This is a genomic window from Caballeronia sp. LZ032, from assembly GCF_031451315.1.
Taxonomy (GTDB): domain Bacteria; phylum Pseudomonadota; class Gammaproteobacteria; order Burkholderiales; family Burkholderiaceae; genus Caballeronia.
Genome location: NZ_JARUXP010000002.1, coordinates 1 through 19,020, shown reverse-complemented (window position 1 = coordinate 19,020; position 19,020 = coordinate 1). Strand labels below are relative to the sequence as shown.

Genomic DNA, 19,020 nt, shown 5'->3' with positions numbered 1-19,020 from the left:
TCTTCGTGCCTCCCTCTTGAAACCAGCCTGATACCATCCACATGGATGGTAATCGGAGAACTTTTCAAGATGACCAAAGAAACACTGGAACGCTCGCGCGGCAGCGAGACCGAGAAAATCACGATCAATCTCGGCCCTGTCGACCTGGGACAGATCGACCTGCTGGTCGAAGAAGGCTTTTATTCGAACCGTACCGATCTGATTCGCACGGCCATCCGCAACCAGCTCGCAGTCCACGCTCCGGCCGTGAAGGAAACGGTGACTCGCCGTGAACTGGTCCTGGGCCTCCAGCATTTTTCGAAGCTGGACCTCGAAGCAGCGTGCGCTGCCAATCAACGGCTGAGGATCCAGGTTCTGGGCCTCGCGAGCATCGCATCGGATGTTTCGCCTGAACTCGCGCTCGCCGCGATCGACTCCATCCTGGTCCGCGGCGCGCTTCATGCGTCCCCTGCGGTCAAGGCCGCATTGGCGGATCGCATCCGCTGATGCTCTCCAATTTCCTGCTAACGGAAGAACAATGAAACTCAACGACGGATTTCTGGATTCGATGAAAGAGGCCTTCGCACTCTTTCGCAGCAATGATCCCGCGGCGGCCGCCGAGGTCGTCAAGCGCGCCATGCATGGTGAAAAGACGGACGTGGCAGACGCGCGTGACAAGACCGGCACGACAGCTTTCGCCGACCTCTTGCAACCCCGGTGCCGCGCCGGCAACGAGCAAGCCGGACAGCAAGGGCAGTTCAGCACGCGGCGCTTTGTCGGCGCCGCCGGTCAGCGTGATTACAAACTCTACGTCCCCGCATTACCTCGCGGCGAACCCTTACCCCTGGTAATCATGCTGCACGGCTGCACCCAGGACGCCGACGATTTCGCGGCCGGCACCCGGATGAACGCGCTTGCGGACACGCACGGCTTCATCGTCGCTTATCCGGTTCAGCCGCAGAGCGCGAACGCATCGAAATGCTGGAACTGGTTCAAGCCCTCGGATCAGCAGCGCGATCAGGGTGAACCGTCGCTGATTGCGGGCATCACGCGCGAGGTCATGGCGAACCACAGCGTCGATCCGAAACGGGTCTACGTGGCGGGCCTGTCCGCCGGTGGCGCGATGGCAGCGGTCCTGGCGCACGCCTATCCTGACCTGTACGCGGCAGCGGGCGTTCACTCGGGCCTGCCGGTGGGTTGCGCGCACGACTTGCCGTCGGCGTTGGCGGCGATGCGCGGTGGCAAGCCGCGCGCCAATGCCCGAAGAACCGGCCCTTCATGCCCGCTGATCGTCTTTCACGGCGATGCCGACGCAACCGTGCATCTCGCCAACGCGAACGAACTGGTCCGCGAGTTCTCGGCAAGCGAAGTGATGATCGATGGTGCATCGAGCGCAAGAAAGAACACGGTCCGGATCATGACTTCACCCACGGGCGTCGATGCCGAACTATGGGTGATTCACGGAGCGCCGCATGCGTGGGCCGGGGGCTCGTCGAGCGGCAGCTACACCGATCCGTCCGGCCCCGACGCCAGCGCCGAGATGATTCGCTTCTTCCTCAATCATCCGCGAAAGCCTGAGTAATGCTCGTGCTCTTCGCATCATGAGCAACGCGACAGGCAGCACGCGCTAGGTCACCGCCTCATCCGCGAGCACCCGTTCGATGTCGGGAATCGCGGCCGGCTTGACGAGATGATGTTTGAAGCCCGCCTCGGCCGACAGCTTCTTATCCTCCTGCTGGCCATAACCGGTATGCGCGATGAACACGGCGTTCCGCGTGCCGGGAAGGGTGCGCAGTTCGCGAGCGAGATGATAGCCGTCCATATCGGGCAGTCCGATGTCGAGCACGCAGCGGTCAAACGACTCCCGTCTGGCCCGCTCGATCGCACTGCGTGCGTTGTGCTCGATGGCGACATCGTGTCCAAGAATCTCCAGCACCATGCCCACCGAGTCCGCGACGTCGACATTGTCCTCAACCAGGAGAATGCGATGTCGATGAGCCTCGTGCATCGGCTCAGGCGTCGCGGGCGGTGTTATGGGGTCCGCCCGGGTAGCGACGAGCGGAAACCGCACGGTGATTTCGCTGCCCTTGCCTTGTCCTTCGCTTGCCGCCGTCACGGTCCCATGCTGGCGCTCGACGAGCCCTTTCACAAGCGCGAGTCCCAGTCCCAGACCGCCTTCAGTTCGCGCGGCGCTTCGCGTGCCCTGCTCGAAGAGCTCGAATGCCCGTGTCAGCAGTTCCGGCTCCATGCCGTTGCCATTGTCCTTCACCTTGAGGACGGCCTCACCGTTCTCTCGCGATACCAGCACCGAGATGCTTCCGCCGTCCGGCGTGTACTTCGCCGCGTTCGTGAGCAGATTGCTGAAGACCTGGACGAGGCGATTGTGGTCGCCGCACACGCAGACGGGCTCGACCGGCAGATGGATGGCCAAGCGGTGCTTGTGCGCTTCGACAAGCGGACGCACCTGCTCGGATGACTCATGCACGACACGCTTCAGATCGACGGTATAAGTCTCGAGCGAGACGCGATTCTGGTTGACGCGCGAGGCTTCCAGCAAGTCGTCGATGAGTGTCGAAACGTGCGCCACCTGGCGACGGATCATGTCGCCGACGTGGGACATGCGCTCGTCGTCCTTGCCGAGTCTTGCCATCATCTCCGCGCCCGCCCTGATCGGCACGAGCGGATTGCGCAGTTCGTGTGCGAGCATCGCGAGGAATTCATCCTTGCGCCGGTTCGACACGTGGGCTTCCACCTCGGCCAGCATGCGCGCGTCGATGTCGGTGTTGCTGCCGACCCATTCGATGATGTCGGCGCCTTCCCGAACCGGCATCGCGCGCACGAGCGTCCATTGGTAGTCGCCAGTGTGGTAGCGCACGCGGAAGGTCGACTCGTGCGGCGTTCCTCTTTGTATGCTTGCCTGCCATTCCTGCTTGGCGCGCTTCACATCGTCGGGATGAACGAAGTTGATCCAGAGCCCGTCTTTCGCCGCTTCCGGTTCAGCGCCCATGAACTCGCGGAATCGCGCGTTGTAGAAGTCCACGTATCCGTCCGGACGTGCCGTCCACACGCAGTGCGGAAGCGAGTCGACGATGCGTTTGTAGTCCGGCTCGCGAGCCGCGTCGAGAGAGATGTGCTGCGCACTGGACAGCTTCTGGAGCCAATGCACGATACACAGAAGCTCACCTTCATCGGTCAGGACCGGTCTTTGTACGGCCCGCCATGTCGAGGCGCCTTCGTCCTTGTGCGCGGCGATCCTGAAGCGTTGATCGGCGCGATCGCTGGCCGACTTCCAGGCCGCTATCGAAGTCAGCGCCGCATGGAGATCCGCCGTCTCCGTCGAGTTGAAGGGAAACGCGCTGTGAGGGTAGACATCGAGAATCGATTGCCCGACGACTTCGGCGCGCCTGCTACGCGTCTCGCTGAGATAGCCCTCGCTCGCCGCGGCTACCGTGAAGTCCTTATCCGGGAGCAGGATCAACAGCGGCACCGGCAGCGACTCGAAAATACCTTTGGCACTATCGTTGTCGCGCAGCCTGATCTCTTCAGGATCCGCATCCGGCTCTGCGTCCCTATCGAAGCCGTCGACCATGTCAGCCAGTCCTCAACGTATTGGGTGTACGCACCGGGGCCGACGGCGTGGTTCGAAACAGCCACGCCTACAGGCGCCTTGATTCCTTTTCCGTCCATCCAGCTTAGCAGTTCACTCATGCCAGAACTGGACTTTGCGGCAGTCATCAAGCGGTGCTTTCCGGACGTTCGACAAGAGCTAGACGTGCGAGATCGAACGGCGCCACCGCGCTGTAGTCGTTCCTCACGGCCGTCACATAGTTGACGATCATGAACGACGCGACCACGAGCAGCATCGGGATGATGCCCGCGATGAACATCGTGCCCACCGAGACGTTCGCGGTACAGGCGTAGACGAGCATGCTCATCGACACGGGCGACAACAGCCCGAGCGATCCCGCCGCCGATTGCAACGCCACCGCGATGGTCGCTGCGATGCCGATGCAGATGGCCACCGGCACGCCCAGCCCGAGCAGCCCTGCTCCAAAAGCGATTGCCCACATGATGTTTATCCTGGAAATCTGGAGATGATCGGACACGCCTTCGACCAGCGTCGCATCGGACTGCGCCTGCGGCGCCAGATGCGACACCACGATGCGCACCAGCGAATGAAACGCGAGCAACGCACCGCATAGCGGTATCGAGAGATACGGATAGATCATCGAAATCGGCACGGACGTAGCTGTTTCAGTGCCCATCAGTTCGAGCATGTCGGTGCCGTACAGCACGAACACCGCGCCGAGCGCGAGGATCGCGCAGTCCGTGAAGTCCTTGAGCAAGGGCGCGACCACGGCCGGAACGCGGTCGGCCAGCACGCGCACTTCCGGATGCGCGCGCAGCTTCACACCGGCCGCCGCGCCCAGACACGTGAGCCACACGAACAGGTAGGCCGATACTTCGTCGGACCATGACAAGGAATCGTGCAGCACGAAGCGGAAGATCACGCCGAGACCGGCCACGATCACCGCCCCGAGCAGCAGACAGCTACAGACGAACAGATTGAGCTTCAGCACGATGTCGTCGATCCACATCAGGCCGCGCGCGAGCTTCTCCATGGGTGTCGCCTCCGATGCCGGGTTGGAGCCACTGCCGCCGTTCGCATCCTTCATTTCGATGCAACCGCCGAAGCCTGCTTGGCCGCGTTGATTTACTGATAGAGCGCGGGACCGTCGGGAATCTTCGCGACCAGTTCGTCGCGCGCGGCCTTGGTGGCCTGCTGCCACGGCGCCGTATCGACCACCGTCACCTGGATGCCCTTCGCCTTCATCGTGGCAATGGCGGCATCGTATTCACGCTTGTATTCCTTCAGGTCGAAGTCGGCGGCCACTTTCGCCGACTCCTGGAACGCCTTCTGATCGGCGGGCGAAAGCTTGTCCCACGATGCCTTGCTCATCGTCAGCACCACCGGCAGATAGTTCACGTGCGTCACGTAAAAGTGCTTGGCGACATCGGAGAACTTGTCCTGCACGAACTGCTCCGGCGAGGTATCCGCGCCATCCACCAGCCCTTGCGACAGCGCGAGGAACAGCTGGTTATAGGCGAGCGGCGTCGGATTGACGCAAGTATTCGTGATCGCTGCAAGGGTGCGTCAGGACCAGTCTTCGGATTTCCTGGACTTTTTAACGGCCCCCCCGGGCGTTCGCGCGGCGTGCTGCAAAAAAGTCCAAAAGATCGCGTGAACCGTCCTACCCGTCGAATGAGGCGCCTCTTTAAAGTGACTTCCACGCTGACGGCGCCGTAGCGCAACGCATGACGCCGCGTTCAGCCAACCATTCAAGAAGACCCATCGACATGGCCAAACGCCCCCATATGGCGCGCGCGTGCGCGGCTATACCTTCCAGGGCGCGTTCGATGAATCCGCATGGAGCCGCGGCCAGGCATGGGCGATCTATGATTACGTGAACTCGGCGCGCGAGACCGGCAAGTGCGCGTATCTCGATCTCGCGGAACGGCTCGCGGAATACTATCTGCGCCGCCTCGAAGGACGTCAGGTGCCGCGCTGGGACTTCGACGCCACCGGTCGCGACGCCGAGATCAAGGACACGGCGGCGGCCGCGATCGTGGCGTCGGCGCTGCTGGAACTGGCGCGTCTGCATCCCGATGCGCAGGCCGCCGCGAAGTGGCAGCGTCATGGCATCGCGATGCTGGAAGCGCTGTGCCGCGACGAGTTCACGAAGGGGAGCACGGGCTGTTGCATAACTCGTGCTATTCGAAGCCGCATGACATCGGCGTCGATGGCGCGACCATGTTCGGTGATTTCTTCTTTGTGGAGGCGCTGTGCCGCGTCGTGCATCCGGGCAAGCTGCGGCCGCTGAATGAGCCGCGTATCACGCTGGAGTGAAGCCCGTGAAGGCCGGTTCCTCAGCCGGTCTTCAACACCCTCAGCGCCGCCCCTGCCGCCTCGCTTTCCACGGGCTGCTTCGCCTCGCGCATCGACAGATAGCGCAGACAGCACACCCGCAAAAACGATGCAAAGTTGGTCGGCACCTCGCCGCGCAGCGCGATCAGTTCATCGTAGAGCTTGACCGCGAACTGGCTGGTCGTCAGGTTCTCGCGCCCGGCGATTTCCTGAAGCACGTCCCAGAACAGGTTTTCGAGCCTCACCGTGGTAATCACGCCATGAATGCGCAGCGAACGCGTGCGCGATTCATAGAGGATCGGATCGGCGTTGATATACACCCTACACATGGCGTCATCCCCCAGGAAAGGGCCGCCGCGCGTTCGCACGACGGCCATGGCTCAAGCTACCCCTCCACGCTCACGCCGGCAATGGCGTCAAACCCTGCGCTGCTTCATCTGGCCCGCAATGTAGTCGGCCTGACGGATCGCCAGCGTGACGATGGTGAGCGTCGGGTTTTCCGCCGCGCCCGTCGTGAACTGGCTGCCATCGGAGATGAACAGGTTCGACACTTCATGCGCCTGACCGTAGCCGTTGCAGACGCCGTCGTCGGCCTTCGCACTCATGCGCGCGGTGCCGAGGTTATGCGTCGAAGGATACGGCGGCACGATGTACGTCGCCTTCGCACCCGCCGCCTCGTACACGGCGCTGCCCTGCTTGTACGCATGCTCGCGCATGGCTTCGTCGTTCGGGTGATCGTCGAAGTGGACGTTCGGCACCGGCATGCCGTACTGGTCCTTCACGTCGTTGTTGAGCGTGATGCGGTTCGACTCGCGCGGCATGTCCTCGCCGACGATCCACATGCCCGCCGTGTACGGATAGCGGTCCATGGCCTCGGTGAAGTTCGGGCCCCATGCGCCCGGATCGAGAAACGCAGCATAGAACGGCAGGCCGAGCGAGATCGTCTCCATGTGATAGCCGCCCGCGAAGCCGCGCTTCGGGTCGAACTTCGCCTCGTCCTCGATGATGCCCGCCATCGTCGTGCCCTTGAACATCTCGACCTTGTCGTCGAACACGCCGTACACCGAGCCCGTGGTATGCCGCATGTAGTTCCGGCCCACCTGACCGGAGCCGTTCGCGAGGCCATCCGGGAACTTGCTCGACTGCGAGTTCAGCAACAGGCGCGGCGTTTCGATTGCGTTGCCCGCTACCGCGACGGCACGCGCCTTCTGCCGCTGGATCTTGCCGTCCTTGTCGTAATAGACGACGCCCGACACTTTGCCGCGTGCATCGTGCTCGATCTTCACCACGTGCGCCTGCGGCCGCAACTCCATGTGCCCGGTCAACTGTGCATGCGGGATCTCGGTATAGAGCGTCGACCACTTCGCGCCCATGCGGCAGCCCTGGAAACAGAAGCCGCGCTGGAAGCAGTGCGTGCGGTCGTCGCGCACAGTGCTGTTGATCGCCATGTGACCCGTGTTGCATTCCTTGTAGCCGACCTTCATGGCCCCGGCCGACATCACCTTGAAGTTGTTGTTGCCGGGCAGGCCGGGCAAGCCATTGGTGCGCGTCACGCCCATCTTCTTTTCGGCGCGGCTGTAGTACGGATCGAGGTCCGCGCGCGTCACCGGCCAGTCGAGCAGGTTGGCGTCCTTCATGTCGCCATACGTGGTCTTCGCCTTGAACTCGTACGGCTGGATACGCAGGCTCGCGCCCGCCCAGTGAACGGTTGTGCCGCCGACCGTCTTGCAGATCCACGCGGGCAGGTTCGGGAAGTCCTTTGCGACGCGCCACGAGCCGGAGGTCGTGCGGTTGTCGAGCCATGAGAGCTGCTTGAAGGCGTTCCATTCTTCAGTGGAGAAGTCGCCCTGCGTATGCATGGCGCCTGCCTCCAGCACCACTACGTCGATACCCTTCTGCGCGAGCTCGTTCGCCAGCGTCCCGCCGCCCGCGCCCGAGCCGATGACCACCACGACGTGGTCGTCGCTATGCTTGAACTGCACCTTGTTCTCTGTGTACATGTCTGTCTCCGTTGTCCCATCGACCGAAATCAAACCGACTGGATCAGCCGTCTTTCGGAATCGGGCCGCTGTCGGCCGCGGGTGGATCGGGCAGCCATGAAAGGTTGTTGAAGCCCTGATAGAGATAACCGCCGTCGCCCTGTGCCGCGCCATAGCCGAAATGCTGGTAGGCCAGCGCGTTGCTGTACAGGGACACCACAGCCGTGCTGCGTACCGTGTTGAAGAACGGCGTGCCGGCCAGCGCGGCGATGTCGTGCGCCTTGTCGGCGGGGCCGCGCCGGGTCCAGTCGGAGCCGGCTTGCGCGTCGAGCTTCGCCACGCCGTCGGCGAGTTGCTGGCGCACGGCGGGATCGGCTTTCGCCTTCGCATCGAGGTCCTTCACGACGAGCGCGTACACGGCGTCATCGAGCGTGGCATGCGGATAGATCTCGCGAGTGACCTGCAGCAGCACTTCGCCCTGATGCGTACTGAGCCCCTGCATTTCGAGCGCCCAGACACGGCTCGGCGCAAGGCTTGCGAAGATGGACGAGGCGGCGATCGTGCCCACCAGCACGCCGGTGCCGCGCAGAAACTCGCGCCGCGTCAGCGCGATCCGGGGTGGAGCGGCGTCAAGCCCGGCGTGTCCGTGTGGATGTCCGTCGTCGTGCGCGCGCCGTGGCGCGACGATCGGGATGATCGTGTCTCGCATGTCTGTCTCCTTGTGGGGTGCTGCAACAACTTATGGTCGTGCGGGTCCTGCTTTCGGATTGCCGGTGCGTCATCTGCGTGACGATCGGGTGCTGCGAGACGCGCTAGCGGTAATGTCCATGCTTCTCCAGCACTTCGATCTTGTACCCATCCGGGTCTTCGATGAAGAAGAAGCGCGCAATCAGTTCGCCCTTGCCGTCCTTGAATTCCTTCACGTCCTTGGGCGTCAGGCCGAGGCCGACAAGGCGTTCACGCTCGGCATGAACGTCATCGACGACGACGGCGAAGTGTCCATAGCCGTCTCCATGGCTATAGGGAATATCGCGTCCCTTGTTCCAGGTCAATTCGATCTCGGCTTCGGTTTCGTCGTTGCGCAGATAGACGAGCGAGAAGTCATCGAAATCGAGCCGGTGACCCGGTGTCAGGCCGAGCGCGGACGCATAGAAGCCGAGCGACCGGTCCAGGTCCTTCACGCGAATCATGGTATGAATCAGTTTGGCCATCGATCCTCCTGTGCTGAACATCGCTGCGAACCTGCATGCCGCAGCGTTCGTAGTGAATTTAGCGACCGGTGCGCAGGCCGAGGTAATAGCTCGTTAAATCCGGGCGTTAACCCTGTCCGGGCATCGAAGGCCAATTGAAGGGCCCGCATGGACTTCATCGCCATGGGTTTTTTGACACGCTAAGATCCGGGAAAACCCGTACCTTCCATCCGCCGGCGATCCCGCGTGAATGGCATGGCACGGCAACTTTCCTCGATGGACTCCGGCCACAAGCCGCGTCCGTCATCGCCCGGATGTCGCCCTGATGATTGCAATGCTCTTCACGCGAGCGGCCGATCGCCTGCTCGTCGCGGACCCTGGACTCGCGCGCTTCGTCACGGCCCTGCGCGCGACGCTCGCCACGTTTCTCACCGCGGCAATCTGCCTGCCACTGGCCGCGCGGCTCGATGCGCCGCCGACCGTCGCCGGGCCCGGCATCCTGTTCGTGATGGTCGCGCCTCTGTTCCTGCGCGACGGCACGCTGCGAGGCTGGCTCGCATTCCTGCTATCGCTCTATGTCGTTGCGCTGGTTTCCTTCGCGTTGGCGAGCGCACTGGCTCCGTGGCCCGCGCTCGCCGATGCCACGTTTGTCGCGCTGCTGTGCGGCGGCATGCTGATCCAGGCGTGCGGTCCGCGAGCGCTCGGCGGTGCGTTGCTGGCGCTCGTGGCCTTCTATCTCGGCTTGTATCTTCATCCCACCATGCCGATGACGCAGCTCGCGATGGCAATGTCCTTGATTGCGCCATGCGTGACCGTGTGCATCGCGCGCTGGATCATTCCGCCTCGTCACGACGCCGCGCTCGGGCTCGCAGTCCGGACCGTGACTGCCCGCGCGAGAAGGCTGCCCGCCACTGCGCCCCGCGCGGCCTCCTTGCACACGGCGCTCACCGCGCTGAACGAAGCCGCGATCTCGCTCGAAGACCGGCTCGCGCTGCTCGAACCCGGCGATACGGACGAGGTCCGCGACGCGCTCATCGCGCTGGAAGTAGCCGCGAATCAATATGTGTTCGATGCATCCGCACGCGCGGATCGCGAAGCGCGCTTACGCAGCGCCATTGCGGCGCTGGAACGGATGGTCGAGTCGAGGCAATGGGAAACAAAGCGTGTTGACGCCGCGCGCGCTTCGGGGCAAAGCGCACTCGCCAGCCTGTCATGGTGGCCGGCCGCGCGCATGGCGGCAGCGGCGTCGATGGCGCTGTTCGCCGGACATTGGCTCTCCTCCGAGCGATGGTTCTGGGCCGTCATCACCACCTTCGTCGTGTTGCTCGGCACACGTTCGCGCGGCGATGCCGTGCATCGCGCGCTGCAACGGATTGCCGGGACACTGGCGGGCGCGCTGGTCGGCGCGCTGCTCGTGACCTCGCTGCACAGCGAGCCGGTCGCGATGGCCTGCGCGATGCTGCTGTGCGTCTTCGGCTGGGCGTATTTCATCCTGAGCGCGTACGGGCCGGGCGTGTTCTGCATCACCGTGCTGGTGAGCCTCGTGTACGGCATGCTCGGTCATGCGGTGCAACCGCTCGTCGAACTGCGGATCGGCGAAGTGGCGATCGGTTGTCTCGCGTCGCTGGTGGCCGCGTTCACGATCAAGCCGCTCGAAACGAGCCGGCATATCGAGGCGCGCTTCGTGGAAGTCATCGACGCGATGATCGCCGGCGTGCGCAGCGCGGATAGCGTACAAGCCGGAGCGGCGGTGCGCTCGTTGGACAGCCATTGGCAAGCATTCCGGCTGGCACTGCGGCCGCGGCGCGTGTTCGTGTGGGCAACCCACGATGATCTCGTTGCCGGCGCTTTGTCGTGCTGCGTTCACAACGTGCGCACCTTGTTGCGGCTACCTCACGCCATGCAGGATCAAGGCGGCATCGAAGGCATTCTGGAACGTCTGGAAGCGATTCGCGCGGGCTGCACTCGCGCAAGCATGAAGGGCACGAAGCGCATGAAGGGCATGCCGGCGGCCACAGGGATGGCCGCCTCGCTCGACGGCGCGGTCGCGTTGCTCGCGCAGCGCATTGGCGGATTCAGCGATGCAGCCCCTTCGTTGCGCGAACGTGCTGCTTGACCCGACCCGCTATTCGATGCGCCGCCGCGTCGAGATGGCCGACGCAGTGGAGATCACGAGATCGGCGAAGCGCTTTTCGTCGCGGTCCGCGTGCCAGCGCGAACGCGCCACCGCGATGTTCACCGCGCCGATGCCGCGTCCATGCGCATTCGTAATGGCCGCCGCCGTGGAGATGTCGCTGACGAAGTACTCGTCTTCCGTATGCGCATAGCCCTGCTTGCGGATCTGCGCAATGCGCTCCTTGATCTTGCGCGGCTGATACACGGTCGATCCCGTGTAGGGCACGAGGTTCGTGCGCGCGAGGATGTCGTCGAGCTCGCCGTCGTCCAGCGTGGCGAGAATCGCGAGTCCAGGCGCCGTACAGTAGGCCGGCAGACGCGAGCCGACGATCACATGCGCGTTGAACACATTGCGGCTCACGATACGCAGGACGAAGACGATGTCGGTATCGTCGAGCACGGTGAGATTGGTCGCCTCCTCGGTCTCCGAGCCGAGTTGCTGGAGATAGGGCGTGGCGCGGCTGACCAGGTCGTTCGACGTCAGATAGTGATACGTGAAGTCCAGCAGCCGCGGCGACAGTTCGTACTTGCGGCTGTCGGGGTCCTTGAAAAGATAGCCGAGCGCCGCGAGCGTATAGGCAAAACGCTGCGTCGCGCTCATGTCGAAGCCGGTCAGCGCGGCGATTTCGGACAGCGAGAGCTGGCGCTTGCTGCCGTCGAAGGCGGTGAGCACTTTCATCGCCTTCTCGACCGACTGCACATACAGCGAAGACGCGCTCGGGTCCGCCGCCTCGCCGCGCGCCTTCGCTGCGGGGCTCTTGCGCTTGCGCGGCACTTTGGGCTCTTCGATCATCACGTGGTTCATCGTTTTCGATTGTCGACGAATTATCGCATAGCCCTAACACGCTATCTTTAGGCGATATTCATGGCGTCATCATGCCTGCGCCTTCTCGAGCCGGTCCCATGCATCGTCGGTGCTGCGCGGCAGAAGATGCTTCTTGATGCGCTCGCTCGCGGTCAGTTCGAAGCCTTCCACCGCGCGGTAATAGCGCGGCAACTGGAAGCTCGCCAGGCGCTCGCGCGCCCACGCGTGCATGCTTTCCCACTCCACCGGCGCGTCCTTGAACTGCACGTTGAGCAGGATGTCCTGCTCGCCGATCGGCGATGCCACGCCAATCGCCGCACTCAGGCGCACGGCCGGATGCGCGGCGAAGATCCGTTCGATCTCCCATGCCGACACATTCTCGCCACGCACCCGCATGCTGTCCGTCTGCCGGCCGATGAAGTAGAGATCGCCATCGGCGTCGCGGCGCGCGCGGTCGCCGGTATGCAGCTTGCCGTTGCGCAGCGCGGAAGCCGTCGCTTCGGGATTCTTGAGATAGCTCGGCAGAAAGGTGCCCTCCACCTTGCTCGACAACACGATCTCCCCCGCTTCGCCCTCTTTCACCGGCTGCGCTTGTTCATCCAGCAGTTCGATCTCGATCCACGGCAACGCGCGGCCAATCGAACCCGGCTTGCCCGTGGCATTGGCGGTGGCGAAGCTCGAACACTCCGTCATGCCGTAGCACTCGCGCAGCCGCACCTTGAGGCGGTCCTGAATCGGTTCCCATGCAGCGGCGCTCACGCCCGCGCCCCAGGCGACGCGCAATGTGTGCGCGCTGGGCTGGGCATCGAGCGGCAGTTGCATCAGGATGTCGAGCACGCCGCCGAGATAATGCAGTTGCGTCGCGCCCGCGCGTTCCACCTGCGACCAGAACTGCGAAGCCGAGAAGCGCGGCACCGCGTGCAGCGTGATCGTTTCGAGGAACGGCAGCAGCAGCATCTGCGCGCCGCCGATATGGCACAGCGGCTCCCACAGGAACAGCCGGTCGCCCTCGCGCACGTCCGCGACGCGCAACGCCGCCTCGCTGGCAATGCGCATCATCCGCTGCGTGAAGACGACGCCCTTCGGCGCGCCCGTCGTGCCCGACGTGTAGATGACGCACAGCGGATCGTGAATGCCGATGACCGGCGTCGTGAAAGCGGTGGTGTCATCGCGCGGATCGAAGGCGGGCAGACGCACACGCTGCGACTCGCCGCAATCGAGGTTGGCCGTCACCGCATCGAAATCGTCTTCGATGATGAAGCGCTTCGGCTCGGCGTGGCGCAACAGGTATTCGAGGCCCGCCGCGCGCAGCTTCGTGTTCACCGGCACCCATACCAGGCCGCTCAGCACCAGCGCATAGATGAGGTGAACGTGTTCCGCGCTGTTGCCCAGCATGACGGCGACGCGGTCGCCGGGCACGAGGCCTTCCTGTGCGAACCAGCGCTGCAATTGCACGACGCGCCGCATGACGTCGCCGCAGGTGATGGCGTGACCGTCGAAGTCGGCGACGATGCGCGCGGGATCGCGGCGCAGTCCTGCCGCGAGCAGGGGAACGCAGTCGAGTTCGTCGTCCGCGTGGCGATGGGCAAAATATTCCGGGTAGCGATGCATGGGTTCAACCGATTTGAGAGCCCGGGGTTCAGCGCGCACGGCGCTTGAGCCAGGAGGAAACCGCGACGACGAGCGCGATCAGGATGATGAGCGTGGTGGATACGGCAGCGAGCGTTGGCGTGATCGCCAGCTGGATGTCGTCCCACATTTGTTTCGGCAAGGTCGAGTTGATGCCGCCGCTCACGAAGATGGCGATGGTCAGATCGTCGAAGGAGACGAGGAAGGCGAACAGGAACGCTGCCGTCACGCTGGCCATCAGCAGGGGCAGGACAACCGACGTGATGCGCCGCAGCGGCGAAGCGCCCATGACGCGCGCGGCATCGTCGAGACGCCAGTCGAAACGCTGGAAGCCCGCAGCGAGCGTGACGACCACATAGGGAATCGCCAGCACCGTGTGCCCGATGACGAGGCCCAGGTTCGTGCCCGTCAGGCCGAAGCGCCCGAACAGATACAGCAGCCCGACCGCCACCACGATGCGCGGCACGATCAGCGGTGCGACGAGCAGCGCGAACAAGGGCTTGCTGGCGCGGCGCGGCATGCGCGTCATCGCAAGCGTGGCGCCGAAGCCGAGCAGCAGCGAAAGCACCGCCGTGCCAAAGCCCACTTCGAAGGACCGGATCACCGCGCTGCGCCACACCGGCGAGTCCATGAAGGTGCCGAACCACTTCATGCTGAAGAGCTTCGGCGGAAAGCCGATGTAGTCGCTCTTCGTGAACGCGTACGGAATGACCGAGAGCACCGGCAGGACCAGCAGCGCCATGATGATGCACGTGTACAGCCCGAGCGGACTGGCGGCGCGCGCCACCGGCTCGGCATGCGCGCGGCGCCGCATCATGAACGGCGCGCACACGCGGCCCGCCGTCATCAGAAACGCCAGCCTGAGTCCCGCCGCACGCGAACCGCGCGTCTTCTCGCTGGTCTCGCCGGTCAGCGAGGTCAGGCCCACCATGCGGTCATAGACGAAGAAGATGAAGATCGAGCAGATGAGCAGCACCGTGGACAGCGCGCCCGCGAAGCGCATGTCGAACAGTTCGAGCACCGACGAGATCACGAGTTGCGCGATCATCGTTTCCTTCGGCGAGCCGAGCAGCGCGGGCACGATGAAGAAGCCGAGACTGGAGATGAACACCAGCAGGCCCGCTGCCGCCACGCCCGGCGACGACAGCGGCAGGAACACCGTAAAGAAGCTGGTGCTGCGTTCCGCGCCGAGCGTTTCCGCCGCTTGCGCAAGACGGTCGTCGATGCCGCGCATCACGGGCAGCATGGTCATCACGGCGAGCGGGAGCATCGAATGCACCATGCCGATCAGCACGCCCGTCAGCGAAGGAATCGTGCCCGTGGTTTCACGCACGAGGCCGAGCGAAAGCGCGATGGTCGACAGCACGCCGGTCTTCGAGAGCAGCAGCATCCATGCATAGGTCTTGACGAGATAGCTCGTCCAGAACGGCAGCATGATCCACAGCAGCCAGCGTTCGCGCACGCGCTCGGACAGGCGGCTCAGCATGTATGCAACGGGATAGCCGAGCAGGATGGAAAGCGCGGCAGTCAGGAACGAGATGGCGAAGGTGATCCACAACACCTTCGCATAGACCGGCGTGCGCGCGATGCGCTCGAACTGCGCGAAGCCGAACTGGCCGTCGGCGCTGACGAGACCGCCTTGCAGGATCTCGCCCACCGGCACGATGAAGAACACCAGCAGGAACAGCAGCGTAGGCACGACCGGCAGGAAGCGGACGCAGCGCGCCAGCGCGACGGACCAGCCGCGGCGCGCGCCTTCATGCTCGCGCTGGGCGTGTAGTGCAAGAGTCATGACGATTCCTCAGGCGTGCAGCAAGGTGGTGCGATACGGGTCCCACGTCAGCCCCACCTTGTCGCCGATACGCGGCGACAGGCTGCGCTCGCAACGCACGGTGAGTTCGCTGCCGTCGTTCATCGCGAGCTGCACGCGCGTGTCGCTGCCGAAGAACACGACATCGGAAATCGTGCCGTCGACATAGCCGCCCTGCGGTTCGACGAGACGCGGCGCCTCGGGCCGCACCAGCAACGTATGACGCGCGGCAGGCGCGATGGATGCGCCCAGCGGCAGCGGAATACGGCCGCCCGCCGCCAGCAGGATAGGTTCGCCGCGGGTGCCGCGGGTGGCGTCGAGTTCGCCTTCGAGCAGGTTTGAATGGCCGATGAAGCCGGCCGCGAAACGCGTCGCGGGCCGGTCATAGAGATCCGCCGGCGTGCCTACCTGTTCGATGCGCGCCTGGTTCATCAGGCAGATGCGGTCGGACAGGGTCAATGCTTCGTCCTGGTCGTGCGTGACATACACAAAGGTCGCGCCGAGTTCCTTGTGCAGGCGACGAATCTCGGACTGCATGTGCTCGCGCAGTTTCTTGTCGAGCGCGCCGAGCGGCTCGTCGAGCAGAATCACCGAAGGCCGATACGCGAAGCAGCGCGCCAGCGCGATGCGCTGTTGCTGGCCGCCCGAGAGTTCCTTCGGAAAGCGCTTCGCGTATTCGCTCATGCGAACCATGGCGAGGGCATCGTCCACGGCCGCGCGCACTTCATCGCGCGACTTGCGGCGCATGCGCAGGCCATAGGCCACGTTGTCCCACACGCTCATGTGCGGAAACAGCGCATAACTCTGGAACACCATGCCGATGCCGCGCTTGCCCGGCTCCACATGCGTGACGTCGCGGCCATCGATCTCGATGCGCCCCGCGCTCGGCGCAACGAGCCCGGAGATCATCTGCAGCAACGTGGTCTTGCCCGAACCCGAGGGACCGAGCAGCGTCAGGAATTCGCCCGCCTGCACGGCGAGATCCGTCGGTTCCAGCGCAACCGCATCGCCATAGCGCTTGGCGATGCCGATCGCCTCGAGTTTCGAGCTCATGATGTCGTCCTCAGGAGATGATCCACGAATTGAAGCGCTCAGTGACCTTCTGGCGATTCTCTTCCCACCATTGCGGGCTCGGCAGCTTCATGTCCTTGATGTTGTCCGGGGCCGTCGGCAGCAGCGTCGCGCGCTCCTTCGTGATGCTCTCGAACGACTTCTTGTTGGTCGGACCGTAGGCCAGCGTGCGCGTGAGCAGCGCCTGACGTTTCGCGTCCGCGCAAAACTTGACGAACTGCTTCGCGGCATCCGCACGCGGCGTGCCCTTCGGAATGCCCCAGCCTTCGATCGAATACAAACCCTGATTCCACACGATCTGCACCGGCGCGCCACCGTCCTTCGCTGCCTGCGCGCGGCCGTTCCAGGTCGAGATCATGTCGACGTCGCCGCTCTGGATGGCCTGCATCGCCTGTGCGCCCGAGGTCCACCAGATGTTGATGTGCGGCTTGATCTTGTCGAGGCTCTTGAACGCGCGGTCCACGTCGAGCGGATAGAGCTTGTCGAGCGGCACGCCGTCGGCGAGCAGCGCCTGTTCGAGCGTGTCGAGCGGACTGCGGCGCAGGCAGCGGCGGCCCGGAAACTTCTTCACGTCCCAGAAGTCGGCCCACGACTTCGGCCCGTTGTCCTTGAACTTGTCCGTGCGATAGGCGAGCACCGTCGAGTACACGTCCACGCCGAGCCAGTTCGGCGTGATCGCCTCCGGCATGATGTCGGGATAGTCGCTCGCCTTCAGGCCGATGGGTTCGAGCAAGCCTTTCGATTCGAGGTAGGGAATGTCGGCGGACAGCGTCAGCGTGGTCACGTCCCACACGTAGTTCTTCGTCTGCACCATCGCCGCGAACTGCGCGACCGGCTGCGATTCGCGCGCGACGCTCACCACCTTGATGCCCGTCGCTTTCTCGAAGGGATCGTAGAAGGCCTCGCGATACGCCGTCGTGTAAGGACCGCCCGGGTCCGAGACGACGATCTGCTTGCTCTGCGCACGCGCCGCCAACGGCATGGCGCCGGCGACGGCCAGCGCGCCCGCGCCGTGAAGCATCCGGCGTCGCGCCGGGTTGAATTCTTGGGTCATGATTCAGGTCTCCCGCACTGGGTAGGTGGATGAAGAGTGCTTACTTCGCGCGCTTTTTGAAAAACTCTTCCATCATGCGTGCGGGTTCACCGGAGTCGTACGCTTCGCGCTGAATGCGCATGCCCGCCTCGATGCAATCCACGAAACCCGGCTCGGTCATCTCGCGGAAACGCTGCTTGTCCAGACGCATGGCGACAGAAGGCTTCGCGGCGAGCTCGGTCGCGATCTCCAGCGCCTTTTCGAAGACCTTGCTTTCATCGACGAGGTGATGAATCAGCCCGATGCGATGGCACTCGTCCGCGTCCATCAACCGTCCGGTGAGCGTCAGCTCGATGGTGCGCGACATGCCAAGCATCGAGTTCATGATCCACGGGCCGGTCGTGCTGGCGATGCCCGCGTTGATTTCCGGCTGCCCCATGCGCACGCCCGGATGACCCACGCGGATGTCGCCGAGCAGCGCGACCTGGAACGCGGAGCCGGCCGCCGTGCCGTTGAGCGCCATCACGAGCGGCTTGGAGAGGTTGCGCAGCGCCGCGTAGTAGATCTGCCATTCCTTGACCCATGCGACCGCGCGCTCGCCGTCGAAGTCATGGGCTTCCGACAGATCCTGTCCCGCCGAGAACGCGCGATTGCCCGCCCCCGTCATGATGATCGCCGCGACTTCGTCGTCGGCATTGAAGCGGTCCAGCGCCTCGATGATCTTGTTGCGCATCGGCGTGGTCCACGCATTGAGGCGTTCAGGACGATTCAGCGTAATGACCGCCACGCGGCCGTGGTTCGAGAACAGGACGTCTTCGCTCATGTCTTATCGCATAGAGATAGTTAATGGTGAAATTTAATATAAGACTGTCAAAAATGTGTTGCAAGCGGGTTTACGCGAATTCGTTGCGAGTCGGCAGGAAAACTGCGGCGAAATGAAAAAAGACCTCGTGCCGAAAGAGGCAACGAGGTCTTGAGAATGCAGGTTTTACTCGACCCGACGCGTTCGCTTTAGTTGAACATCGGGTTCAGCGAAGACGCCGCTTCAGGGCGCCTCGCTGTTCGACGCGTTCTTTGGCGCGTCGGATGGCTTCGTCGAAGGACGGTTCGGTCGCCACGTGGCGGTTGTCGACGCTGACGAACCATCGGTCATCGGCCTGGCACCAGCGCACGCGCCGGTCCTGCATGAGCAGCGAGAACCAGCGCCAGACCTCCGCGTCCTCGGCGTTCGCGCCGGCGGCAGCCGTGGCGCGGTCTCTTGCGTTCAGGTGCATGGCCGTGAGTCTATGCAAGGCTCCTGCGCCGCAGACGGTCCGCCAGCGAGATCAGAATGGAGATGAACACGAACAGCAGCGTCGAGACAGCGGCGATCACCGGCGAGATCTGCATCGTGGTCTCGTCCCAGAACTGCTTGGGCAGCGTC

At 63.8% G+C, this 19,020-nt stretch carries 18 protein-coding genes; 4 read left to right on the top strand and 14 right to left on the bottom strand.

Annotated elements, in window-relative coordinates; translation table 11 throughout:
- Positions 1 to 69 precede the first annotated feature (69 nt).
- Positions 70 to 486, top strand: coding sequence for a CopG family transcriptional regulator (locus QCE69_RS15735; RefSeq protein ID WP_309931730.1), 417 nt, complete (start codon positions 70 to 72; stop codon positions 484 to 486).
- Between the two features lie 31 nt (positions 487 to 517).
- Entirely contained in the window at positions 518 to 1,561 is a 1,044-nt protein-coding gene (locus QCE69_RS15730) for a PHB depolymerase family esterase (protein ID WP_309932802.1), read from the top strand.
- A 45-nt stretch (positions 1,562 to 1,606) separates the two neighbouring features.
- On the opposite strand, the gene QCE69_RS15725 is transcribed toward QCE69_RS15730, so the two are convergent.
- The 3 genes from QCE69_RS15725 to dctP form a co-directional block, all read right to left on the bottom strand.
- The gene (locus QCE69_RS15725) at positions 1,607 to 3,568 is read right to left on the bottom strand and encodes an ATP-binding protein (protein WP_309931729.1); all 1,962 of its coding nucleotides are present in this window, start codon (positions 3,566 to 3,568) and stop codon (positions 1,607 to 1,609) included.
- Positions 3,569 to 3,713: 145 nt separating this feature from the next.
- A complete protein-coding gene (locus QCE69_RS15720; protein WP_309931727.1) occupies positions 3,714 to 4,601 on the bottom strand; it encodes a TRAP transporter small permease subunit in 888 nt (295 codons plus the stop codon).
- 92 nt (positions 4,602 to 4,693) lie between these two features.
- Positions 4,694 to 5,119, bottom strand: coding sequence for a TRAP transporter substrate-binding protein DctP (gene dctP, locus QCE69_RS15715; protein WP_309922837.1), 426 nt, complete (start codon positions 5,117 to 5,119; stop codon positions 4,694 to 4,696).
- 247 nt (positions 5,120 to 5,366) lie between these two features.
- Between dctP and QCE69_RS15710 the strand changes: the two genes are divergently transcribed.
- Positions 5,367 to 5,861 carry a hypothetical protein gene (locus QCE69_RS15710; RefSeq protein WP_309920029.1) on the top strand — a complete coding sequence of 165 codons (495 nt, stop codon included), beginning with the start codon at positions 5,367 to 5,369 and terminating at the stop codon, positions 5,859 to 5,861.
- Between the two features lie 46 nt (positions 5,862 to 5,907).
- On the opposite strand, the gene QCE69_RS15705 is transcribed toward QCE69_RS15710, so the two are convergent.
- The 4 genes from QCE69_RS15705 to QCE69_RS15690 form a co-directional block, all read right to left on the bottom strand.
- The gene (locus tag QCE69_RS15705; protein ID WP_309920026.1) at positions 5,908 to 6,234 is read right to left on the bottom strand and encodes a ribbon-helix-helix domain-containing protein; all 327 of its coding nucleotides are present in this window, start codon (positions 6,232 to 6,234) and stop codon (positions 5,908 to 5,910) included.
- A gap of 87 nt (positions 6,235 to 6,321) precedes the next feature.
- Positions 6,322 to 7,905, bottom strand: coding sequence for a GMC family oxidoreductase (locus QCE69_RS15700; protein ID WP_309920024.1), 1,584 nt, complete (start codon positions 7,903 to 7,905; stop codon positions 6,322 to 6,324).
- Positions 7,906 to 7,948: 43 nt separating this feature from the next.
- Positions 7,949 to 8,593, bottom strand: coding sequence for a twin-arginine translocation signal domain-containing protein (locus tag QCE69_RS15695; RefSeq protein WP_309811831.1), 645 nt, complete (start codon positions 8,591 to 8,593; stop codon positions 7,949 to 7,951).
- A gap of 103 nt (positions 8,594 to 8,696) precedes the next feature.
- Complete coding sequence (locus QCE69_RS15690) at positions 8,697 to 9,095, bottom strand: VOC family protein (RefSeq protein WP_309931725.1); 399 nt, start codon at positions 9,093 to 9,095, stop codon at positions 8,697 to 8,699.
- A gap of 304 nt (positions 9,096 to 9,399) precedes the next feature.
- On the opposite strand from QCE69_RS15690, the gene QCE69_RS15685 reads away from it, so the two are divergent.
- Positions 9,400 to 11,190, top strand: a complete 1,791-nt coding sequence (locus QCE69_RS15685) for an FUSC family protein (RefSeq protein WP_309931724.1) — start codon at positions 9,400 to 9,402, stop codon at positions 11,188 to 11,190.
- 9 nt (positions 11,191 to 11,199) lie between these two features.
- Here QCE69_RS15685 and QCE69_RS15680 read toward each other — a convergent pair whose 3' ends face one another.
- The 7 genes from QCE69_RS15680 to QCE69_RS15650 all read right to left on the bottom strand — a co-directional run bounded on the left by QCE69_RS15680 (position 11,200) and on the right by QCE69_RS15650 (position 18,889).
- Positions 11,200 to 12,042, bottom strand: coding sequence for an IclR family transcriptional regulator (locus QCE69_RS15680; protein ID WP_309932801.1), 843 nt, complete (start codon positions 12,040 to 12,042; stop codon positions 11,200 to 11,202).
- Positions 12,043 to 12,123: 81 nt separating this feature from the next.
- On the bottom strand, positions 12,124 to 13,665 hold the full coding sequence (locus QCE69_RS15675; protein WP_309931723.1) for an AMP-binding protein: 1,542 nt from the start codon (positions 13,663 to 13,665) through the stop codon (positions 12,124 to 12,126).
- A gap of 28 nt (positions 13,666 to 13,693) precedes the next feature.
- Positions 13,694 to 15,475: an ABC transporter permease subunit gene (locus QCE69_RS15670; RefSeq protein ID WP_309931722.1), complete on the bottom strand. Its 1,782-nt coding sequence runs from the start codon at positions 15,473 to 15,475 to the stop codon at positions 13,694 to 13,696.
- Positions 15,476 to 15,484: 9 nt separating this feature from the next.
- Positions 15,485 to 16,546 carry an ABC transporter ATP-binding protein gene (locus tag QCE69_RS15665; RefSeq protein WP_309931721.1) on the bottom strand — a complete coding sequence of 354 codons (1,062 nt, stop codon included), beginning with the start codon at positions 16,544 to 16,546 and terminating at the stop codon, positions 15,485 to 15,487.
- Between the two features lie 10 nt (positions 16,547 to 16,556).
- On the bottom strand, positions 16,557 to 17,618 hold the full coding sequence (locus QCE69_RS15660) for an ABC transporter substrate-binding protein (RefSeq protein WP_309931720.1): 1,062 nt from the start codon (positions 17,616 to 17,618) through the stop codon (positions 16,557 to 16,559).
- A 40-nt stretch (positions 17,619 to 17,658) separates the two neighbouring features.
- Positions 17,659 to 18,420 (bottom strand): enoyl-CoA hydratase/isomerase family protein, encoded by a 762-nt coding sequence (locus QCE69_RS15655; RefSeq protein WP_309931719.1) that lies wholly within the window; start codon positions 18,418 to 18,420, stop codon positions 17,659 to 17,661.
- Between the two features lie 205 nt (positions 18,421 to 18,625).
- Positions 18,626 to 18,889, bottom strand: coding sequence for a hypothetical protein (locus QCE69_RS15650; RefSeq protein ID WP_309931718.1), 264 nt, complete (start codon positions 18,887 to 18,889; stop codon positions 18,626 to 18,628).
- Between the last annotated feature and the right edge of the window lie 131 nt (positions 18,890 to 19,020).